The 19,053-nt window shown below is 51.9% G+C and carries 23 protein-coding genes; 14 read left to right on the top strand and 9 right to left on the bottom strand.

The genetic code is table 11. The features are described 5' to 3' along the window. Window positions 1-157 precede the first annotated feature (157 nt). From nrdF to L463_RS02045, 5 genes are all read right to left on the bottom strand, one after another. The gene (gene nrdF, locus L463_RS02025) at window positions 158-1,117 is read right to left on the bottom strand and encodes a class 1b ribonucleoside-diphosphate reductase subunit beta (RefSeq protein ID WP_017382773.1); all 960 of its coding nucleotides are present in this window, start codon (window positions 1,115-1,117) and stop codon (window positions 158-160) included. A 9-nt stretch (window positions 1,118-1,126) separates the two neighbouring features. Next, a complete protein-coding gene (gene nrdE, locus L463_RS02030) occupies window positions 1,127-3,271 on the bottom strand; it encodes a class 1b ribonucleoside-diphosphate reductase subunit alpha (protein WP_017692796.1) in 2,145 nt (714 codons plus the stop codon). Further along, window positions 3,244-3,654: a class Ib ribonucleoside-diphosphate reductase assembly flavoprotein NrdI gene (nrdI, locus tag L463_RS02035; protein ID WP_015571656.1), complete on the bottom strand. Its 411-nt coding sequence runs from the start codon at window positions 3,652-3,654 to the stop codon at window positions 3,244-3,246. The genes nrdE and nrdI overlap by 28 nt, the downstream gene beginning before the upstream one ends. Further along, entirely contained in the window at window positions 3,651-3,890 is a 240-nt protein-coding gene (nrdH, locus tag L463_RS02040; RefSeq protein ID WP_017382770.1) for a glutaredoxin-like protein NrdH, read from the bottom strand. Before nrdH ends, nrdI begins: the two co-directional genes overlap by 4 nt. A 243-nt stretch (window positions 3,891-4,133) precedes the next feature. Beyond that, entirely contained in the window at window positions 4,134-4,460 is a 327-nt protein-coding gene (locus L463_RS02045; protein WP_017382769.1) for an ElaB/YgaM/YqjD family protein, read from the bottom strand. 158 nt (window positions 4,461-4,618) lie between these two features. Here L463_RS02045 and L463_RS02050 point away from each other — a divergent pair, with 158 nt between their 5' ends. After that, on the top strand, window positions 4,619-4,963 hold the full coding sequence (locus L463_RS02050) for a DUF2002 family protein (protein WP_006811693.1): 345 nt from the start codon (window positions 4,619-4,621) through the stop codon (window positions 4,961-4,963). A 32-nt stretch (window positions 4,964-4,995) separates the two neighbouring features. Here L463_RS02050 and alaE read toward each other — a convergent pair whose 3' ends face one another. Further along, window positions 4,996-5,445, bottom strand: a complete 450-nt coding sequence (gene alaE, locus L463_RS02055; RefSeq protein WP_015571653.1) for an L-alanine exporter AlaE — start codon at window positions 5,443-5,445, stop codon at window positions 4,996-4,998. A gap of 496 nt (window positions 5,446-5,941) precedes the next feature. On the opposite strand from alaE, the gene stpA reads away from it, so the two are divergent. Next, window positions 5,942-6,346 carry a DNA-binding protein StpA gene (stpA, locus tag L463_RS02060; RefSeq protein WP_015571652.1) on the top strand — a complete coding sequence of 135 codons (405 nt, stop codon included), beginning with the start codon at window positions 5,942-5,944 and terminating at the stop codon, window positions 6,344-6,346. A 37-nt stretch (window positions 6,347-6,383) separates the two neighbouring features. On the opposite strand, the gene L463_RS02065 is transcribed toward stpA, so the two are convergent. Continuing rightward, the gene (locus L463_RS02065; protein WP_015571651.1) at window positions 6,384-6,563 is read right to left on the bottom strand and encodes a YodC family protein; all 180 of its coding nucleotides are present in this window, start codon (window positions 6,561-6,563) and stop codon (window positions 6,384-6,386) included. A gap of 342 nt (window positions 6,564-6,905) precedes the next feature. On the opposite strand from L463_RS02065, the gene L463_RS02070 reads away from it, so the two are divergent. Next, complete coding sequence (locus tag L463_RS02070) at window positions 6,906-7,064, top strand: YqaE/Pmp3 family membrane protein (RefSeq protein WP_003862203.1); 159 nt, start codon at window positions 6,906-6,908, stop codon at window positions 7,062-7,064. Here the strand turns inward: L463_RS02070 and L463_RS02075 are convergent. Then, window positions 7,061-7,990 (bottom strand): LysR substrate-binding domain-containing protein, encoded by a 930-nt coding sequence (locus L463_RS02075; RefSeq protein ID WP_023295311.1) that lies wholly within the window; start codon window positions 7,988-7,990, stop codon window positions 7,061-7,063. The genes L463_RS02070 and L463_RS02075 overlap by 4 nt on opposite strands. Before the next feature lie 320 nt (window positions 7,991-8,310). On the opposite strand from L463_RS02075, the gene L463_RS02080 reads away from it, so the two are divergent. The 11 genes from L463_RS02080 to L463_RS02120 all read left to right on the top strand — a co-directional run bounded on the left by L463_RS02080 (window position 8,311) and on the right by L463_RS02120 (window position 17,932). Next, window positions 8,311-8,916 carry an ankyrin repeat domain-containing protein gene (locus tag L463_RS02080; RefSeq protein ID WP_015571649.1) on the top strand — a complete coding sequence of 202 codons (606 nt, stop codon included), beginning with the start codon at window positions 8,311-8,313 and terminating at the stop codon, window positions 8,914-8,916. Window positions 8,917-9,024: 108 nt separating this feature from the next. Next, window positions 9,025-9,168 (top strand): hypothetical protein, encoded by a 144-nt coding sequence (locus L463_RS24385; RefSeq protein WP_154815463.1) that lies wholly within the window; start codon window positions 9,025-9,027, stop codon window positions 9,166-9,168. Window positions 9,169-9,201: 33 nt separating this feature from the next. After that, a protein-coding gene (locus tag L463_RS0123005) for an IS1-like element IS1B family transposase (protein ID WP_095033700.1) occupies window positions 9,202-9,899 on the top strand; the annotation gives its coding sequence in 2 pieces (ribosomal slippage) (window positions 9,202-9,451 and window positions 9,451-9,899; 699 coding nt in all). A 22-nt stretch (window positions 9,900-9,921) separates the two neighbouring features. Then, complete coding sequence (locus tag L463_RS02085; RefSeq protein ID WP_049025089.1) at window positions 9,922-11,394, top strand: methyl-accepting chemotaxis protein; 1,473 nt, start codon at window positions 9,922-9,924, stop codon at window positions 11,392-11,394. A gap of 169 nt (window positions 11,395-11,563) precedes the next feature. Beyond that, entirely contained in the window at window positions 11,564-12,292 is a 729-nt protein-coding gene (fliA, locus tag L463_RS02090) for an RNA polymerase sigma factor FliA (protein WP_032104661.1), read from the top strand. A gap of 356 nt (window positions 12,293-12,648) precedes the next feature. After that, on the top strand, window positions 12,649-12,999 hold the full coding sequence (gene flhD, locus L463_RS02095; protein ID WP_023295279.1) for a flagellar transcriptional regulator FlhD: 351 nt from the start codon (window positions 12,649-12,651) through the stop codon (window positions 12,997-12,999). A gap of 1 nt (window position 13,000) precedes the next feature. Next, window positions 13,001-13,573, top strand: coding sequence for a flagellar transcriptional regulator FlhC (gene flhC, locus L463_RS02100; protein ID WP_015571589.1), 573 nt, complete (start codon window positions 13,001-13,003; stop codon window positions 13,571-13,573). Window positions 13,574-13,658: 85 nt separating this feature from the next. After that, a complete protein-coding gene (gene motA, locus L463_RS02105) occupies window positions 13,659-14,555 on the top strand; it encodes a flagellar motor stator protein MotA (protein ID WP_017692837.1) in 897 nt (298 codons plus the stop codon). Beyond that, complete coding sequence (motB, locus tag L463_RS02110; RefSeq protein ID WP_017692838.1) at window positions 14,552-15,457, top strand: flagellar motor protein MotB; 906 nt, start codon at window positions 14,552-14,554, stop codon at window positions 15,455-15,457. The genes motA and motB overlap by 4 nt, the downstream gene beginning before the upstream one ends. Next, complete coding sequence (gene cheA, locus L463_RS02115) at window positions 15,444-17,432, top strand: chemotaxis protein CheA (RefSeq protein WP_032104658.1); 1,989 nt, start codon at window positions 15,444-15,446, stop codon at window positions 17,430-17,432. The genes motB and cheA overlap by 14 nt, the downstream gene beginning before the upstream one ends. After that, window positions 17,429-17,932, top strand: coding sequence for a chemotaxis protein CheW (locus L463_RS02120; RefSeq protein WP_015571587.1), 504 nt, complete (start codon window positions 17,429-17,431; stop codon window positions 17,930-17,932). The genes cheA and L463_RS02120 overlap by 4 nt, the downstream gene beginning before the upstream one ends. Window positions 17,933-17,997: 65 nt before the next feature. Here L463_RS02120 and L463_RS02125 read toward each other — a convergent pair whose 3' ends face one another. Continuing rightward, window positions 17,998-19,053: an ABC transporter ATP-binding protein gene (locus tag L463_RS02125; RefSeq protein WP_015571586.1), complete on the bottom strand. Its 1,056-nt coding sequence runs from the start codon at window positions 19,051-19,053 to the stop codon at window positions 17,998-18,000.

Raw genomic sequence — 19,053 nt, 5'->3', positions numbered from 1 at the left:
GAATTTTTCTCAATTTTTTGCTGTTGCATGGGAGAATTTCGCCTGAATCGGTGTGATTCAGGCGAATATGACGGGGAAATTACAGTGTAGTACGTCGTGGAATATTCGGCTGGAAATAATGAAATGCAGAGTTAATTAATGAACGTTAATTCATTCATTAAAAATCCCAGTCCTCGTCTTGCGTTTCCACCGCTTTACCCATCACGTACGACGAGCCGGACCCGGAAAAGAAGTCGTGGTTTTCATCGGCGTTGGGCGACAGCGCCGCGAGGATCGCCGGGTTCACCTCCGCCATTTCTGGTGGGAATAACGCTTCGTAGCCCAGGTTCATCAGCGCCTTGTTGGCGTTGTAGCAGAGGAAGGCTTTTACGTCCTCTTCCCAGCCCGTTCCGGCGTACAGCTCTTCGGTATAGCTCAGCTCGTTGTCATACAGATCCATCAGTAAATCGAGGGCAAAACCTTTGAGTTCCTCGCGTTTTTCCGCGCTGACTTTCTCCAGCCCTTTCTGATACTTATAGCCGATGTAATACCCGTGTACCGCTTCATCGCGGATGATGAGGCGAATCAAATCGGCGGTGTTGGTGAGCTTGCCCCGGCTCGACCAGTACATAGGCAGCCAGAAGCCGGAATAGAAGAGGAAAGATTCCAGGAACACGCTGGCGATCTTCTTCTTCAGCGGCTCGTCGGCCCGGTAATATTCCAGCACCAGATCTGCCTTGCGCTGCAATGACGCGCTCTCTTCACTCCAGGCGTAGGCCGCGTCCACGTCTCTGGTCTGGCACAGGGTGGAGAAAATCGAGCTGTAGGAGCGGGCATGGACCGCCTCCATAAAGCTGATATTCGACATTACCGCCTCTTCGTGCGGGGTCAGCGCATCACTCATCAGCGCGGGCGCACCCACGGTATTCTGAATGGTGTCCAGCAGCGTCAGGCCGGTAAAGACGCGGATTGTCAGCTGCTGCTCGGCATGGCTCAGGGTTTGCCAGGCCGGAATATCGTTGGAGAGCGGGACCTTTTCCGGCAGCCAGAAGTTGCTGGTCAGGCGGTTCCAGACCTCCAGGTCTTTATCATCCTGAATTTTGTTCCAGTTAACGGCACTTACGCGTGACAGTTTCATCCTTTCTCCTTACAGCGCGCAGGACACGCAGCCTTCAATTTCGGTGCCTTCCAGCGCGAGCTGGCGCAGGCGAATGTAGTACAGCGTTTTGATGCCTTTCTTCCAGGCGTAGATCTGCGCTTTGTTGATATCCCGCGTGGTGGCGGTGTCCGGGAAGAAGAGCGTCAGCGACAGCCCCTGATCCACATGTTTAGTCGCCTCGGCGTAGGTATCAATGATCTTTTCCGGGCCAATCTCATAGGCGTCCTGGTACAGCGCCAGATTCTCGTTGGTCATAAACGGGGCGGGGTAGTAGACGCGCCCGGTTTTGCCTTCCTTACGGATTTCAATCTTCGACACGATGGGGTGGATGCTCGACGTGGCGTGATTGATATAGGAAATGGAGCCGGTTGGCGGCACCGCCTGAAGGTTCTGGTTATAAATGCCGTAGCGCATCACCTCTTCACGCAGCTGTTGCCACATCTCACGCGTCGGCAGGGTGATGCCAGCGCGGGCAAACAGCGCGCGTACTTTTTCGGTTTTCGGCTGCCAGTCGCCTTCCAGATACTGGCTGAAATACTCTCCGCTGGCGTAGCGGGACTGCTCAAAGCCTGCGAACCGCTGGTGGCGTTCGCGCGCCAGCATCATCGAGGTATGCAGCGCATGCCAGGTGATGGTGTAGAAATAAAGGTTGGTGAAATCCAGCCCTTCCGGGCTACCGTAGGCGATGCCCTCCCGCGCCAGATAGCCGTGCAGGTTCATCTGCCCAAGGCCGATGGCATGCGACGCGGCGTTGCCCGCCTCAATGGACGGTACGCTGCGGATGTGGCTCATGTCCGATACCGCCGTCAGCCCGCGAATGGCGGTCTCTACCGTGCGGCCAAAATCGGGTGAATCCATGGTATGGGCAATATTCAGCGACCCGAGGTTACAGGAGATATCCTTGCCCACGTCCGCGTAGTCGAGGTTTTCGTCGTAGGTGGACGCGCTGTTGACCTGCAAAATCTCCGAGCACAGATTGCTCATGTTGATGCGCCCGGCAATCGGGTTAGCGCGGTTCACCGTGTCCTCGTACATGATGTACGGATAGCCGGACTCAAACTGAATTTCAGCCAGCGTCTGGAAGAAATCGCGGGCGTTGATGGTTTTTTTGCGAATGCGATCGTCGGCCACCAGCTCGTCGTACAGCTCGCTTATCGCCACGTCGCCAAAGGCTTTGCCGTAAATCCGCTCAACGTCATACGGTGAGAAGAGCGCCATGTCGGCATTCTCTTTAGCCAGCTTAAACGTGATATCCGGGATCACCACGCCAAGCGACAGGGTTTTGATGCGGATCTTTTCGTCGGCGTTTTCACGTTTGGTATCCAGAAAACGCAGAATGTCCGGGTGGTGCGCGTGCAGATAAACCGCACCCGCGCCCTGACGTGCGCCAAGCTGGTTGGCGTATGAGAAGGCATCTTCCAGCATCTTCATCACCGGGATGACGCCGGAAGACTGGTTTTCGATGCGCTTAATCGGCGCGCCCGCTTCCCGCAGGTTCGAAAGCAGAAACGCCACGCCGCCGCCGCGTTTCGAAAGCTGTAGCGCCGAATTCACCGCACGGCCAATCGACTCCATATTGTCTTCAATACGCAGCAGGAAGCAGGAGACCAGTTCGCCGCGCTGGGCTTTCCCACAGTTAAGGAACGTTGGCGTGGCGGGCTGGAAGCGACCGGAGAGGATCTCCTCCGTGAGTCTTTCGGCCAGCGCTTCATCGCCCTGCGCCAGCGTCAGCGCCACCATCACCACCCGATCTTCAAAGCTTTCTAAATAGCGTTTGCCGTCAAAGGTTTTCAGGGTGTAGCTGGTGTAATACTTCCACGCGCCGAGAAACGTCTGGAAGCGAAAACCGCTGGCGTGCGCCCGTTCAAACAATGCCACCACGAAGGCGCGGTCGTAGCGTGTCAGGACACGCTCTTCGTAATAACCCTCTTTTACCAGCCAGTCGAGACGTTCCTGCTGGCTGCCAAAGACGACGCTGTTCGGGCGTACATGAGCGGCAAAAAAGGCGTCCACCGCCTCATGATCTTTGCCAAACTGAATGCGCCCCTCGCGGTCATAGAGGTTTAGCATGGCGTTTAATGCGTGGTAATCCGGCGTCGCCTGAATCACGCGTTCTGCGGTTGTCGTTGCCAAAATTCGTTCACTCCTTTACGCACGTTCTCTACGTCCTGCTGTGTCCCCATCAGTTCAAAACGATAGAGATACGGCACGCCGCATTTTTGAGAGATGACATCCCCGGCGCGGGCAAAGGCCTCGCCGAAGTTGCGATTGCCTGCGGCGATCACGCCGCGAATCAGCTGCCGGTTATGGGGATCGTTCAGAAAGCGGATCACCTGACGAGGCACAGCCCCTGCGGTGCCGCCACCTCCATAGCTGGGCACCACCAGAATGTAGGGTTCGTCTACCTGAATACGCTCCCGCTCGTTCAGCGGAATGCGTATCGCGGGCAGCCCGAGACGCTCCATAAACCGAAGCGTGTTTTCCGAGCTGCTGGAAAAGTAGACCAGCGTGCTCATGCACTGACGCCCTGAGCGGCAAGGCGGTTGATCATGTCCGGACGGAAGCCAGACCAGCTGGTGTCGCCGGCAACGACAACCGGAAGCTGACGGAAACCCTGCGCCCGCAGGGTGTCTGCCGCGTCGGGCACCTGATCAATATTGACCATCTCAAATGCCACGCCGCGGCTCTCCATCGCCCGTTTCGTGGCGTGGCACTGAACACAATCGTTACGAGTGTAAATAATAATGCTCATGATTCGTATTTCCATTTAGAATGAGAGAACGGCGCGAGTAAACGCGTCATGTTGTGTGTGTCTTTCTAAAGGGAATACTAGATGTAGTTGCGATAAGTTTCAACCACACAAGATATGGGAAATACAGATTAATAAGGCCCCAACGATGAGCCTGGCGGGGCAGGGCGGGCTGTGCGGGTTTTTCAGGCTGTCAGGCAAAGAAAAGCCCCGGCGCCTGAGGCGACCGGGGCTGAGAACGCGCGCTTACTTACGCAAGCTAAGCAGGGCGCCGACAAAAATCCCGACCGCCGCGACCGTTCCCAGCGTACAAAGTGGTTTTTCACGTACGAAGGTGGTGGCGCAGCTGGCCATGTCGCAGGCCGCCTGAGTGGTACGTGAGCGGCCATTCATCCTTGCCCGCGTTTCACGCAGCAGAGACTGAGCCTTACGTTTCGCGGCATCTGCTTCGTCCTTCGCGTCAGAGCCCCAGGATTTCAATACGGCTTCCAGCGTGTCCGCTAATTGGCTGACATCGTTACGAATATCCTGTGTGTCGTCATTAATATCGTTTCGGTTCGGTCTGTTAAACATACGATCCTCCATAATTTGTGTTCCCGTTTAGTTTAGTCCAGAAATGTAATATCTGAAGCGAGTCACGGCTTATCGGGCAGTTTATGGAATATTCTGAAAGCCCTGCTAATGCTGAATACTGTAAGGTTGCCGGGCAGGAATGATAATGAGGAAAAGATATGTATTTACGACCCGATGAGGTGGCGCGCGTTCTTGAAAAAGAAGGGTTCACCATGGATGAGGTAACATCAAAAGCGTACGGATATCGCCGTGGTGAGAATTATGTTTACGTCAACCGTGAAGCAAGAATGGGGCGTACTGCTCTCATTATTCACCCGACACTCAAAGACAGAAGCCTGTCATTTGCTGAGCCCGCCTCGGATATTAAAACCTGCGATCATTATCAGCAATTTCCGCTCTATTTAGGCGGCGAGACGCATGAACATTATGGTATTCCGCACGGTTTCAGCTCGCGTATGGCGCTGGAGCGGTTCCTGAAAGGGCTGTTTGGCGACGTACAATAACTCTGCGACTGGCCTGAGCCAGTCGCCTTACCTTACGCTTTTGCCTGGCTATAAGGGCTGACTTTAAACAGGCGGCGGCAGTAGTCAAGAAAGTAACCGTACACCGCACCCATCAGCATGGATACCACGATATTTGAACTTACCGCAGCGGCGATTTGATGCCAGTCTGCGCCCACCGTCAGCAAAATAACCACATACACCGGGGACTGGAACGTTACGTAAGCCAGCACGTCCGCCAGGTTTTTTACCCAACCCGCCGGGCTAATACGCCGGGCTAAACGCATCACTGCATCGCGATACAGGCCGTACGGCCAGGCAATCATGATATTCACCGGAATGGCCACCAGGCGCGACGAGAGGGATTGCTCAAAGGACATTCCCGACAGGAAAATTTCAATCAGCATATTCACGACGGAACAGTAAACGACCATCGCGAACGTATCCGCTACCGCATGGCGCAGGCGAGACTGCGGTGAGAACATGTCTGAACTCCTCGAACAGGACAAAAAAGTGGCGTTTTACCTGCGGCCCTTAGTGCTTTAGGTTGGTTTGCTATGAGTGTATAGCGTATCTCTCTGGCTTTTAACTAACAAGTAGTGATTAATTTTTATTTGCAGGCGCTTTGGCCATAAAATTCTCTAAAGTTGTGCGTTTTTTGCGCGCTTCGTTATTTTCTCTCCCTGTCTATATTTTATTAAAATAAATCAATGGATTAGCTTATCAGTGCGCGTGTAAAACCTCTGTTGTGTGGGAGAGTGGAGGCGGTTTTTTGAACTGTTTTAAACAGGGGTTTTTGGCCTGGGGAAGGGCGGTATATTACGCATTAAAACAGACATATATTTCGGGGTTATATTAACGGGATATTCTAAAACATTTACAATAATGTCAAAACGTCAGGGTGGGTAGATATCAGAACAAAAATCAATTATTCTGTTGCCTGATTTATGTTATACACACGAAGAAAGGTTTTTCATTATTATGGCTTTAACGTTACAGAATCTTAATAATATTCGTACCCTCCGGGCGCTGGCACGTGAATTATCCATGGATGTTCTGGAAGAAGTGCTGGAAAAATTCCGGATTGTCACTGAAGAAAAACGCAGCGAGCAGGCTGAATTAGAGCGTCAACGCGCTGAACAGCAGGATAAAATTAATGCTCTGCTGGAACTGATGAAAGCTGACGGTATTTCTCCGAGCGATCTGTTAGGCAGTGATCTGGCGCAGGCGGGTCAGCCGACGAAAAAACGTAAAGCGCGTGCGGCGAAATATCGTTTTACTGACGCGAACGGTGAAGAAAAAACCTGGACCGGCCAGGGGCGTACGCCAAAGCCAATTGCAACCGCACTGGCAAACGGTAAATCGCTGGACGATTTCCTAATCTGATGATTATTCGGGCGGTGTATTCCGCCCGATTATTGACTTAGCAGACGCCAAAGTCACCGTCTTCGGAGTACAGAACCACGTCCGCCGCTTTCAGGTGATATTTCTCGCCCTGCTCATTGCTGGCCTGCACAGCCACAATGTTTTCACCATTCACTTCGAGCACTTTCAGTTTCGGACCGCCCTGACGCGGTTGGACATAATCACCGACAGAAAACATAGCACCTCCTCATCATTGTCATGATCTTCACCATAGCCCACGTCCGGGGGCGGGGTACAGCCTAATCTTTCAGATACTCCTTATCAGGTACGTCGGTTCCACGGCATCACTTTCAGCAATCAGCGCGTTTGCCTGCTGCGGCGAAATAAGAGAAAGAGACATTGCGTTTCCTTAAGGTCAATTTCAGAACAGTAGAGCATTTAAGGCGGGGGTTTAAGCCAGTGTAAAGAGGGTAAAGGCAGGTAAAAGCGCGAGAGACGCATGGCAGTTAACCGTAAACTGGCTACGCTTAGAGAAGTGTCTTTTATAATTTTCAATTGGTTAGCTTGCACGGAGTTTTTTATGGGTTTTTGGCGCGTTGTTTTTACGATTATTCTCCCGCCGCTGGGCGTGCTGCTTGGCAAGGGGCTGGGCTGGGCGTTTATTCTGAATATCCTTCTGACCATCCTGGGCTACTTCCCCGGTCTTATCCACGCGTTTTGGGTTCAGACGAAGAGCTAGGTACGCCACAGTAAGTCACTGTAGATCCGGGTCAGCACGCCTTCCGGGCCAAACTGCTGTTTGATCCAGCGCGTGACCTGACCGGTCGCCGCATGCTGCGTGGCGAGCAGCATGCGCGAATCCTGACGTGGATTATTGATCCGCCGCGTTACCAGCAGCCCTTCCTCCACCGCCTCACGCGTCATATATTCCGGTAAAAAGCCAATACCTTCCCCCAGGATCTGACACTGGCATTTCGTGTTGAAGTCCGGCACCAGAATCGCCTCCTGACCGTGAAGCAGCCAGCCCACCTTCTTGTTGATGGTATGCGCGGTGTCCTCGACCATGATATTGGGATACAGACGCAGCTGACTTTCGGAAATGGGCTCCGGGGCGAACGCCAGCGGATGCGTGGGCGCGATGGCAAATACCCAGCGGATCGCCCCTATCTCGGTGTAATCAATGCCGCCGCCGTCCAGCAGCGTATCCGGCGCGCCAATGGCGATATTGGCCTGATTATTAATGATGGAATCCCAGACGCCGTTATACACCTCGGTCGTCACTGTGATCTGGCAGGTGGGAAACTGTTTTTTCAGCACCTGGAGCAAACGCGCGGTATGGCGTGGCGTATACAAAAGCTGGTTTATGCAGATGCGCACCCGCGTCTCAATGCCCTGAGAAATGGTATCAATCCCGCGCTTGATGGCATGAAAGTCATTCAGCAGGTCGGTCGCTTTACGATAAAAATAAAAACCGGATTCGGTCAGCTCAATGCTGCGCGTGTTGCGTACAAACAGCACCACGTCCAGTCCGGTCTCCATGCGTTTGATGGTGTAACTGATGGCGGAGGTGGTTACGCCCAGCTCGGCAGCCGCTTTGCTAAAACTGCCAAAACGTGCCGCGGTGGTGAAGGCCAGCAAATTCTCTTCGGTAAAGATGGAATTCATATTATGGCTCCTGGTGACCATCAGTTTTGAACATATTTTAACAGCGGCGTTACATCATAGTTGATGTCGATCACAGTTCTGGATTTTTACGTAGAACCGCGCTGTGTAAGGCTTTTTCAGCCATAAGGATAATGCACCCTGAAGCGCGTAAAAGCGGTAAAACATAAGAAAAAGGTTGCACAGACGCACATTTCTCCCGGACCGTTGAATTTAACTCAACAATGAATTGCGTGTCGATGAATCATTTTTAAGCGGATTCTTTTATGACCAGGCTGTTGCTATTCTCAGGTCATCAGAAGTGAAACATAGGGAGTCTGAATATGTCTGCAACTGCACTGGTTACAGAATTTCTGCTGGCGGCAGAAGAGGGCAATATCGACGCGCTAAAAGCCTGCCTGGAGAAAGGCGTGGATATTAACGCGACCAACCGCCAGAAAAGAACCGCCATTATTATTGCCAGCCTGAAAAAGCATTACGCCTGTGTGGAGTTTTTAATTGCCGCCGGGGCGGATATCGATAAACAGGACCAGACCTGTTTTAACCCCTTCCTGATCGGCTGCCTGACCAATGATTTAACCCTGCTGCGCATTGTCCTTCCGGCAAATCCGGATCTCGATCGTCTGACGCGCTTTGGCGGCGTGGGCATTACCCCTGCCAGTGAAAAAGGGCACGTTGAAATCGTGCGTGAGCTGCTGGAAAAAACCGACATCAACGTCAACCACACCAATTTTGTCGGCTGGACGCCGCTGCTGGAGGCCATCGTATTAAACGACGGCGGCGCAAAGCAGCAGGAAATTGTGAAGCTGCTGCTCGATCACGGCGCGAACCCGCACATGACCGATAAATACGGCAAAACCCCGCTCGAACTGGCGCGGGAAAAAGGCTTCAACGCGATCGCAGACCTGCTGCTGGCGGCAGGCGCATAGTGCATTCGGTCAGCCTTCCCCTGGCTGGCCGTTAATCAATAAACGCATTGTTACCGACGTGCATTTAGCACGACGGCGGCCCCCTTTTATCTTAAACAGGTGAAAATAATGCCAACCAAAATCGTCATAAAAAAGAATACGTATTTCGATTCGGTTTCCTTAATGTCGGTTTCCACCAAAGCCAATAAATTGCCGGGCGTCGAGCAGGCGTTTGTGGCGATGGCGACGGAGGTGATGCTGCCAACTTACTGATTTAGTGTATGATGGTGTTTTTGAGGTGCTCCAGTGGCTTCTGTTTCTATCAGCTGTCCCTCCTGTTCAGCTACTGACGGGGTGGTGCGTAACGGCAAAAGCACTGCCGGACATCAGCGCTATCTCTGCTCTCACTGCCGTAAAACATGGCAACTGCAGTTCACTTACACCGCTTCTCAACCCGGTACGCACCAGAAAATCATTGATATGGCCATGAATGGCGTTGGATGCCGGGCAACCGCCCGCATTATGGGCGTTGGCCTCAACACGATTTTCCGCCATTTAAAAAACTCAGGCCGCAGTCGGTAACCTCGCGCATACAGCCGGGCAGTGACGTCATCGTCTGCGCGGAAATGGACGAACAGTGGGGATACGTCGGGGCTAAATCGCGCCAGCGCTGGCTGTTTTACGCGTATGACAGGCTCCGGAAGACGGTTGTTGCGCACGTATTCGGTGAACGCACTATGGCGACGCTGGGGCGTCTTATGAGCCTGCTGTCACCCTTTGACGTGGTGATATGGATGACGGATGGCTGGCCGCTGTATGAATCCCGCCTGAAGGGAAAGCTGCACGTAATCAGCAAGCGATATACGCAGCGAATTGAGCGGCATAACCTGAATCTGAGGCAGCACCTGGCACGGCTGGGACGGAAGTCGCTGTCGTTCTCAAAATCGGTGGAGCTGCATGACAAAGTCATCGGGCATTATCTGAACATAAAACACTATCAATAAGTTGGAGTCATTACCCGCCTATATGACTAACGCCGCATATAACATTAACTCGGTGGTGGCGAATACGAACGGGATGATGCTTCAGACGTCGCTGCATAAACCACTGTCGCCAGAGATGATCAAACACACCCACAACCTGCTGAAAGAGGCGCGCAAGGAGATGGATGCTTTCGCGCAGGTGAAATTCAACAGCCTGGCAGAGACAAGGGCTGCTGAGGAGCTTCGCGCCAAATTTGACCTGGTTTATAACACCGTCCAAACCAAGCTCGGCTATCTTGAGCGACCGGAAGGATACCCGGGCTCGATGAACGGTGATATGGAACTGCGTACCGAGCTGCGTCAAAAAATTGAGAAGTATTCAGAAATCTCATCTGACCGGGGGTACGAATATGTATCAGTAGCTGAAAGCAGCTACAAGATGATGATTTGGGTAAGCGTGGTGATGATGGCCATCGCGATTTGCGTATTGTTAGCCGTTCGCTACTGGTTGCGTATTGCGCTGGTGCGCCGGATGGAAACTACCGTTGAGATGCTTCAGCGCGTAGCGGCAGGCGATCTGAGTCATGCCATAGAGACTGGCGCTGATAACGAAATTGGCAAAATGCTCAGGGAGCTTGAGAAGATGCGTGTCTCCCTGACCAACACCATTACCGGTATCCGTGAAGGGGTAGTGAATATCCATTCTAACGCCCAGGAGATTGCTCAGGGCAACAGCGACCTTTCCTCCCGTACCGAAGAACAGGCTGCGGCCCTTCAGGAGACGGCTGCCAGCATGGAGCAAATTAAAACTACCGTACGCCAGAATGCGGATAACGCACATGCGGCGCGCAGTCTGGCAGAAGGGGCAAGCATGAATGCCCAAAATGGCGGCGAGGTGATGGTAAACCTGGAAGCTATCATGGCGCAGATTACCGAAAGCTCCCGTCAGATTGCTGATATTAACGGCGTCATCGACAGTATCGCCAATCAGACCAACATTCTGGCCTTGAACGCAGCGGTTGAAGCCGCTCGAGCGGGAGAGCAGGGGCGTGGCTTTGCGGTAGTTGCGGAAGAAGTGCGTAACCTCGCCAAGCGCAGCGCCGATGCAGCGAAAGAGATTAATCAGCTGATTAATACCAGCGTTAACAATATTGATACAGGTTCGCGCCAGGTAAGCCAGGCGAGCGGCGTCATGCAGGACATCGTGACTTCGGTTGCTGAGGTGACGCAGATTATGGGCGAAATCAGTTCGGCCTCTGACGAGCAAAGTGCGGGTATCAATCAGATTTCGCAGGCCGTGAACGAGATGGATCTGGTGACTCAGCAGAACGCGGCGATGGTGGAAGAAGCGGCCATGGCGGCAGGCAAACTGGAATCTCAGTCGGACGAGCTTGAGCAGCTTGTTGCCCAGTTTACCCTGCGAGATGAAAAAGTTGAAAAACGCCATACGCCCGCGCCGGAAAAAATGACGTTGCGTCACGTTGAAAATGATAATGCGCAGTGGGAAACGTTCTGACATCTGCGGAAAGAGAATAATTGGCGTCAATAGTGCCGCCAATTATTCCTGTCAGGCAGCGCGATGATTAAATTAACAGAATGCGCATTTTTATAAAAGCTTATCGCACTTTTTGATTATGTGGTTTCAACTGATAATTGAGAATGTGAAGATTAGGTGGAAGAAATGCGTGGACGGTATATACACAGCTGAAGGGCTGGAGAATAAAACGGCATTGTGGTCAAAATACCATTTTATCGTCAGGCAAGAAGCGCTGCGTTTGCATAAGAGACTGCCTGCCAATGTCGAATTAGACGATCTCATTCAGGCGGGCTCCATGGGTTTTTTGAGTGCCATTGATAGCTTTGACCCTAAAAAAGGGGTGGCCCTTAATGCCTGGATCTCACAGCGTGTGAAATGGGCATTAATGGATGAGCTTCGGGAAAGTGATTGGGTTCCACGGCGCGTGCGATCGCATTCGCGGGAAATTGTGTCACTTATTCATCAGATCGAACAGGAAAAGGGGGGAGAAGCGACCGAAGCTGATATTGCTGAACGTATGGGCGTTTCGCTAAAGGAATTTCAGCAAATGCTGGCTGATAATAATAGCAGCCAGATGTACTCTATTGATGAACTTCAGGAAAACTATTCAGACAGTTGGGAGAGTAATGACGGCGAAAATGCACAGCTTAATCCGTTGAATGAGGCCATTCAGGAAAACTTGATAGCCAACATTGCTGAGCATATCCGAATGATCCCCAGGCGTGAACAGCAGATATTGCAGTTTTATTATCAGCAGGATCTGAACATGAAAGAGATTGGATTAATTTTGGGCGTTACCGAAACGCGCGTTAGCCAGTTGCACAGTTTAGCGATAAAACGCTTACGAAGCAGAATGGATCGGTTAAGGAAAGAATAACATAGCGATAACATTAACAAGATTAACAATATTTCCTAAGTAAAGTTAATTACGTTGCGTGATAATTAAGAATGTTTAACAATGTGTATTTTTATAGATAAATCATTTAGTTATGATAGTTTTCTGGTGCGCGTTGTTTTCTTAAAGCTTGCTAGGAAAATTCTTAATGAATATGATTTCGTCAGATTTGTGATGTAGCCATCCTTTGGCATTGAAAAGTTTTTCGATAATTTATTGAATCAGCTTGACTGAATTCAGCGATTATCAATGCCAAAAGACTCTCTGCATCGACCGGGTAAACATTTTGCCTTAACTATTTAGCCTTGTTTGTGGTTGAAAAACAGTGGGAGCTTTTTGTGTCCAATTTTGACGAGTATCTGCAAAACATTCACGATATTAATCTTTCTTATTTATTACTGGCGCAGCAGCTGATCAGACAGGACAAGTTTGCTGCCAGTTTTCGTCTCGGCTTATCCGAAGGCACGATTGATAATTTAAAAGAGTTGTCTTTACCACAGTTGATGAAACTGGCTGCGACCAATCAGTTGATTTGTCGTTTACGCGTCGATGACGAAGTGGTCATCGAAAATTTGACGAAAGATTCGCGTATTGAAGCTCTTCAGCAAATTCATACCGGCATCATTTTATCGACAAACTTACTTAATTCATTAAGCGAGTCCGATGCTGCTGTGACGGGAGAAGCATAAAATGTGCGAGAAAAGTTTATTGCAAGAAATTGAAGAGGTAAATATTGCCATGGGGTTAATTAACCTTGGGGCAAGAATGCAGGTTCTGGAATCTGAAACTTCTTTAAGTCGTCGGCGTTTACTGCGCTTGTATAAAGAGTTACGCGGCTGTCCGCCTCCAAAAGGGATGCTCCCTTTTTCTGAAGACTGGTTCATGTCATGGGAGCAGAATATTCACTCTTCCATGTTCTATAACATTTACCTTTATCTTCAGAAAACTGGGGGCGGGCGTCCTATTGAAATATTGATGAAAACCTACCGTCTTTATCTGGAGCAGTGTGGTTCTTGCTGCGACGATAAACCTGTCCTGGGGCTAACGCGTGCCTGGACATTATTACGCTTTATCGACTGCGGTATTATTTCCCGTAAGGCCTGTAGCGTTTGTTCCGGTGGTTTTGTGGTCACGACGGAATTCATCAAAAACCCGTTCACCTGTAGTTTGTGTAGCCCTCCTTCGCGGGCATTTAAGAAATCGCAGGTCAACCTCAGCGGAATCGCAGGCAATTATGCCACGCCGGAAATTATGACAGCCTGACGGATGTTCGATGGCAATGCACAGGATGGCGTTTTATTCGATGCCACGGCACTCGACATCGGTCAGCGAGTAAAAAGGAGAGAGTGTGTTAGTTATCTTTGGCTATCTTGTTGTTATTGCTACCGTATTTGGTGGGTTCGTACTGTCTGGTGGTAATCTGCTCGCGCTGTTCCAGCCTTTGGAATTGTTAATTATCGGCGGTGCCGGGGTCGGCGCTTTTATTGTTGGTAATAACATGAAATCCCTTAAGGCGACGGGTAAAGCTATCGTGAAGCTGTTCGTGGGGAAACGCTACAACAAAACGGTTTATATGGACCTGATGGCGCTTATGTTTTTGCTGCTGTCAAAAAGTCGTGTTCAGGGACTCATGTCACTTGAGAAAGACATTGAAGATCCGGCGGGCAGCGAAATTTTCAGCGCTTATCCTCGTCTGATGAGCGATCCGATGTTAAGCAACTTTATCCTCGATTACTTCCGCCTGATGATTGGCGGAAGTATGAACTCGCATGAAATCGAAGCGTTAATGGATGAAGAAATTGAAACCTGCGAAGAGGAGCTTGAGGTTCCGGCCCACAGTCTGAATACCGTCGGCGATGCCTTTCCGGCCTTTGGTATTGTGGCTGCCGTCATGGGGGTAGTGAACGCGCTCGGTGCCGCGGACCGACCCGCAGCCGAGCTCGGAATGCTGATTGGCCACGCGCTGGTGGGCACGTTCCTCGGAATTTTGATTGCCTACGGGTTTGTATTACCGCTCGCAACCCTGCTGCGTCAGATGAGTTCCGATCAGGTCAAAATCCTTCAGTGTATAAAAGTCACGCTGCTCTCCAGTCTAAACGGCTATGCGCCACAAATTGCCGTGGAGTTTGGCCGAAAAACCATTTTTACCAGCGAACGGCCTTCCTTTGAGGAGCTTGAAGAGCATGTGCGGGAAGTGAAATCCAGCGCCAGCCTTAAGTCTAAGTCTGCGGATGCCACGGCATGAAAAACGATTCCCCGATAATCATTTCGCGCAAGCGAAAGAAGAAAAAGCATGCTCATCACGGTGGTACGTGGAAAATCGCCTACGCCGATTTTATGACCGCGATGATGGCGTTCTTCCTGGTAATGTGGCTGATTTCTCAGTCCAGCACGGTGCAGCGGGAGATGATCGCCGATTACTTCCGCATGCCGCTTAAGCCATCTATGGCCAATGGCGACAAAACCAGCCTGAGCGACAGCATCATCCCCGGCGGCGGTGACGATCTGATGAAGCAGGACGGAGAAGTGGCGAATCATAAGCGGGTACAGAGCGAGCGGCAGCGCTGGATGGAGAGCCTGAAACAGGCCAGAGATAAATTGCAGCAGATGATCGAAACCGATCCCCGGCTCAATAACTTTAAATCCAACATTATGCTGCGTCTTACCAACGACGGCCTGCTCATTCAGATCACCGACAGCCAGGATCGCCCGATGTTTAGAGTAGGCAGCGAGCTGCCGGAATCCTATATGAACGGCATTTTGCAGGCGCTTGTGCCGCTGTTGCAGGAGTTGCCCAATAAAATCAGTCTCACCGGCCATACCGACTCGCTTCCCTATGCGGGCGGCACCTCCGGATACAGTAACTGGGAACTTTCTTCCGGACGCGCCAACGCCGCGCGCCGCGTGCTGGTTAAAGCAGGTCTTGACGATGAGCGTTTTCTTCGCGTGATCGGCACGGGAAGCCGTATGCCTTTAGAAAACAGTGATCCCTCAAGTCCGGCGAATCGCCGTATTAGCATTTTGGTATTAAGTAAAACCAAAGAACAGGATATCCGTCTGGAAGACACGCGCATGCATCGCCCAGAAAACGTCCTGAACAACACTACGCAGCAGGAGGTAAGGGGGTATAGCGATGGACATGAATGATTTCACCGAGATCTTTTTTACCGAAGCGGAAGAACTGCTGGCCGAGATGGAGAAGCATTTGCTGGAGATTGATGCCGCATCGCCGAATCCTGAACAGGTAAATGCCATTTTTCGCGCAGCGCATTCTTTGAAAGGCGGGGCAGGGACTTTTGGCTTTAATGCCCTGCAAGAGACCACGCATCTACTTGAGAACCTGTTTGACCAGGTGCGAGCCGGAGAACGCTCGCTTAACCGAACGACCGTTAATCTATTTCTGGAATGTAAAGACATTATGCAAGCGCAACTGGAAGCCTATCAGTCTTCGCAGGAACCTGATGAAGCGAGTTATCGCTATATTTGTGAAGCCCTGCGCAAGATTGCTCTGGAAGACAAACATGCCCAGACGGCAGTCGAGTTGCAAGACAAAGCCGTGACGCAGCAGGGGGCAGCTGATGATGAGCTTTTACTCTGCGTGACGTTGAAGAAAATTCCTGAAAGCGAGCGGGCAATGCTTCAGGAAGAGTTATCCCACATGGGAGAGATTGTCGCTACGGAGAAGGCTGATGATGGCATGGTGGTTCAGCTGCGCACGAGCGCCTCTGCCGATGATATCTCCGCGGTGCTGTGTTTTGTGCTTGAAGAGTCGCAAATCCTTATCGAGCATGTCGTTCAACCAGCGTCGGTTGAAGTGACTTCTCCTGTTACGGACAAGGCTTCTGTAGTCGCGGACCATTCAGAACCGCCTTCACGACCTGCCGCGCCGGTGCCAGCCCGCAGTAATAGTCAGGAATCGGGCAGCATCCGCGTGGCGGTCAGTAAAGTCGATCAGATCATTAACCAGGTGGGTGAGCTCATCATCACCCAGGCGATGCTATCTCAGCTTTCCAAAAAACTTGATCCAGCGAGCTACGACATGCTCTCCAGCTGCGTGGCGCAAATGGAGCGTAATACACGCGAGCTTCAGTCATCAGTCATGTCGATTCGAATGATGCCAATGGATTATGTGTTTAGCCGCTTCCCGCGGCTGGTGCACGATCTGGGTTCTCGCCTGAACAAAGAGGTAGAGCTAACTCTTCGTGGCGGCTCGGCCGAGCTGGATAAGAGCCTGATCGAACGCATTATCGACCCACTGACTCATCTGGTGCGTAACAGTCTCGATCACGGCATTGAGCAGAAAGAAGAACGTGCCCGTAAGGGGAAGTCGGTAGTGGGCAATCTTATCCTCTCGGCGGAACATCATGGCGGCAATATCATCATTGAGGTGACTGATGATGGTGCCGGACTGAACCGGGAGAAAATCCTCGCGAAAGCCCGCTCCCAGGGAATGAATATCAGCGACACCCTCAGCGATGAGGACGTATGGATGCTGATTTTCGCCGCGGGATTTTCCACCGCAGAAAGCGTGACAGATGTTTCCGGGCGCGGCGTGGGTATGGACGTGGTCCGTCGTAACATTATGGCCATGGGCGGCCATGTCGAAGTCCTTTCAAAGCCGGGAGAAGGCACGACGATACGCATTATTCTGCCGCTGACGCTGGCAATCCTTGATGGCATGCTGGTGAAAGTTGGACAGGAGATCTATGTTCTGCCGCTCGGCGCGGTAATGGAATCGCTGAGGCCCGGCGAGGATATGCTCTGCCGCTTCGTCGGGGAGGAACGTCTGCTGCAAATTCGTGGCGAATATCTTCCGCTGGTGATGCTGCGTCAGCGCCTATCGGTGCCCGGCGAGACCGCACCTGAAGATGGCATTGTGGTGATCGTCCAAAGCGCTGGATGCCGCTACGCCCTGTGGGTCGATCAGCTCATTGGTCAGCAACAGGTTGTGGTAAAAAACCTCGAACAGAACTATCGCAAAGTACCGGGCGTTTCAGCCGCGACCATTCTCGGTGATGGCAGCGTTGCGCTAATCCTCGACGTGGTTGAACTGTCGACGATGAACGGACAAAAGGAAAACCATGTCAGGCCGACGTTCGGTAAGCAAGGAGTAACAGCATGACCCAAACAACGACAAAGCCTGCGGGCGCGGACGCCATTGCGCAGGAGTATCTGGTTTTTCGTCTCGGTAACGAAGAATATGGGATCGACATTCTGAAGGTACAAGAGATACGTGGATGCGATAGCGTTACTCGTATCCCGAACGCGCCAGGTTTTATCACCGGCGTGACCAACCTGCGCGGTGTGATAGTGCCAATAGTTGACCTTCGCGTGCGCTTCAGTCTTCCTGACGTTCAGCAGGATGACAGTACGGTAGTGATCATCCTTAACCTCAATAATCGCGTTGTAGGAATCGTGGTAGACGGTGTGGTTGACGTGCTGTCGATGGACATGGATCAGATTAAACCGACGCCGGACTTCGCGTCCATGCTATCAAGCCGCTATCTTCTTGGGCTTGGCGTGATGGAAAACAGAATGATCATCCTGGTCAATATCGAAATGCTGCTCAGCCGTGAAGAGATGGATATGGTGGATTCAATGCTGGAAACTAGCCTGGCCTAGCCTGATATATACCCACCGCCATTATAAAATCCCCCTGCGATTGCAGGAGGGATTGATTAAGCATTCTATGACCGCAGGCGCTTACCGGTCTGGGCATCAAACAAGAACATTTTTTCCGCGTCTACGGTGAGGAAGACCTTCTGACCCACGTTGATATCCAGCTTTTCATGGGACACCACGATCAGCTCCTGATCGTTGATACGCACCCGGATCTCCTGTCCTTCCCCGGTCATTTCTATCAGCACGATTTCCGCTGGCATCCCTGACTCGCCGAGCCGGATATAGTGCGGTCGGGTGGCGCAGATGATCTCCATCCCTTCAATATGTGAGCGGAGGGGGCAGGGGAAGCGGTAGCCGTTGTTGAGCACAATCTCGCCGTGCTGAATCACGCCTTTAAGGGTGTTAATTTCCGGCGTGCCGATAAAGCCCGCGACAAACAGGTTATCCGGGTTACGGTACAGCTCTTCCGGGGTGCCGACCTGCTCAATATGTCCGGCATTCAGCACCACAATCCTGTCCGCCATGGTCATCGCTTCCGTCTGATCGTGCGTCACGTAGATGGTGGTGCGACCCATCCGCTGGTGGATCTTACGAATTTCTCCGCGCATTTTATGGCGCAGTTTGGCGTCCAGGTTGGAGAGCGGTTCATCAAACAAAAAGGCCTTCGGGTCACGCACCAGCGCGCGTCCCATCGCCACGCGCTGACGCTGGCCGCCGGAAAGATCCCGCGGGAGGCGATCGAGCAGATGCGTCAGGCCGAGGATTTCCGCTGCCTCTTCCACGCGCGCCATCCGTTCCGCTTTTGAGACGCTGGCAAGCTTCAGGGCAAAACTCATGTTGTCCCGCACCTTCATGTGTGGATAGAGCGCATAGCTCTGGAACACCATGGCGATATCGCGTTTTTTGGCGGGCAGAGTGTTGACCACCTCCCCGTGCATCAGCAGTTCACCGGAGGTGATGTCTTCCAGACCCGCAATCATGCGCAGCAGGGTGGATTTCCCACACCCGGACGGGCCGACCAGCACAATAAATTCGCCTTCGTGAATGCTCAGCGAGATCCCTTTAATGATGCTGACGTTGCCGTAGGATTTACCGAGATTATTTAAAACGATTTGGCTCAT

This window comes from Enterobacter sp. BIDMC 27 (assembly GCF_000534415.1).
Lineage (GTDB): Bacteria > Pseudomonadota > Gammaproteobacteria > Enterobacterales > Enterobacteriaceae > Enterobacter > Enterobacter hormaechei_C.
This window is presented reverse-complemented; position numbering and strand designations above follow the sequence as displayed.

Excerpts from the sequence above, each read along its gene's own strand:
- L463_RS02050 (WP_006811693.1), top strand. The coding sequence starts at position 4,619 with ATGTATTTACGACCCGATGAGGTGGCGCGCGTTCTTGAAAAAGAAGGG.
- L463_RS02080 (WP_015571649.1), top strand. The coding sequence starts at position 8,311 with ATGTCTGCAACTGCACTGGTTACAGAATTTCTGCTGGCGGCAGAAGAG.
- nrdH (WP_017382770.1), bottom strand. The coding sequence starts at position 3,890 with ATGAGCATTATTATTTACACTCGTAACGATTGTGTTCAGTGCCACGCC.
- alaE (WP_015571653.1), bottom strand. The coding sequence starts at position 5,445 with ATGTTCTCACCGCAGTCTCGCCTGCGCCATGCGGTAGCGGATACGTTC.
- cheA (WP_032104658.1), top strand. The coding sequence starts at position 15,444 with ATGGACATGAATGATTTCACCGAGATCTTTTTTACCGAAGCGGAAGAA.
- L463_RS02120 (WP_015571587.1), top strand. The coding sequence starts at position 17,429 with ATGACCCAAACAACGACAAAGCCTGCGGGCGCGGACGCCATTGCGCAG.
- L463_RS02085 (WP_049025089.1), top strand. The coding sequence starts at position 9,922 with ATGACTAACGCCGCATATAACATTAACTCGGTGGTGGCGAATACGAAC.
- L463_RS02065 (WP_015571651.1), bottom strand. The coding sequence starts at position 6,563 with ATGTTTTCTGTCGGTGATTATGTCCAACCGCGTCAGGGCGGTCCGAAA.
- L463_RS02045 (WP_017382769.1), bottom strand. The coding sequence starts at position 4,460 with ATGTTTAACAGACCGAACCGAAACGATATTAATGACGACACACAGGAT.
- L463_RS02070 (WP_003862203.1), top strand. The coding sequence starts at position 6,906 with ATGGGTTTTTGGCGCGTTGTTTTTACGATTATTCTCCCGCCGCTGGGC.
- L463_RS02125 (WP_015571586.1), bottom strand. The coding sequence starts at position 19,053 with ATGAGCCAAATCGTTTTAAATAATCTCGGTAAATCCTACGGCAACGTC.
- flhC (WP_015571589.1), top strand. The coding sequence starts at position 13,001 with ATGTGCGAGAAAAGTTTATTGCAAGAAATTGAAGAGGTAAATATTGCC.
- motB (WP_017692838.1), top strand. The coding sequence starts at position 14,552 with ATGAAAAACGATTCCCCGATAATCATTTCGCGCAAGCGAAAGAAGAAA.
- L463_RS24385 (WP_154815463.1), top strand. The coding sequence starts at position 9,025 with ATGCCAACCAAAATCGTCATAAAAAAGAATACGTATTTCGATTCGGTT.
- stpA (WP_015571652.1), top strand. The coding sequence starts at position 5,942 with ATGGCTTTAACGTTACAGAATCTTAATAATATTCGTACCCTCCGGGCG.
- L463_RS02075 (WP_023295311.1), bottom strand. The coding sequence starts at position 7,990 with ATGAATTCCATCTTTACCGAAGAGAATTTGCTGGCCTTCACCACCGCG.
- nrdI (WP_015571656.1), bottom strand. The coding sequence starts at position 3,654 with ATGAGCACGCTGGTCTACTTTTCCAGCAGCTCGGAAAACACGCTTCGG.
- nrdF (WP_017382773.1), bottom strand. The coding sequence starts at position 1,117 with ATGAAACTGTCACGCGTAAGTGCCGTTAACTGGAACAAAATTCAGGAT.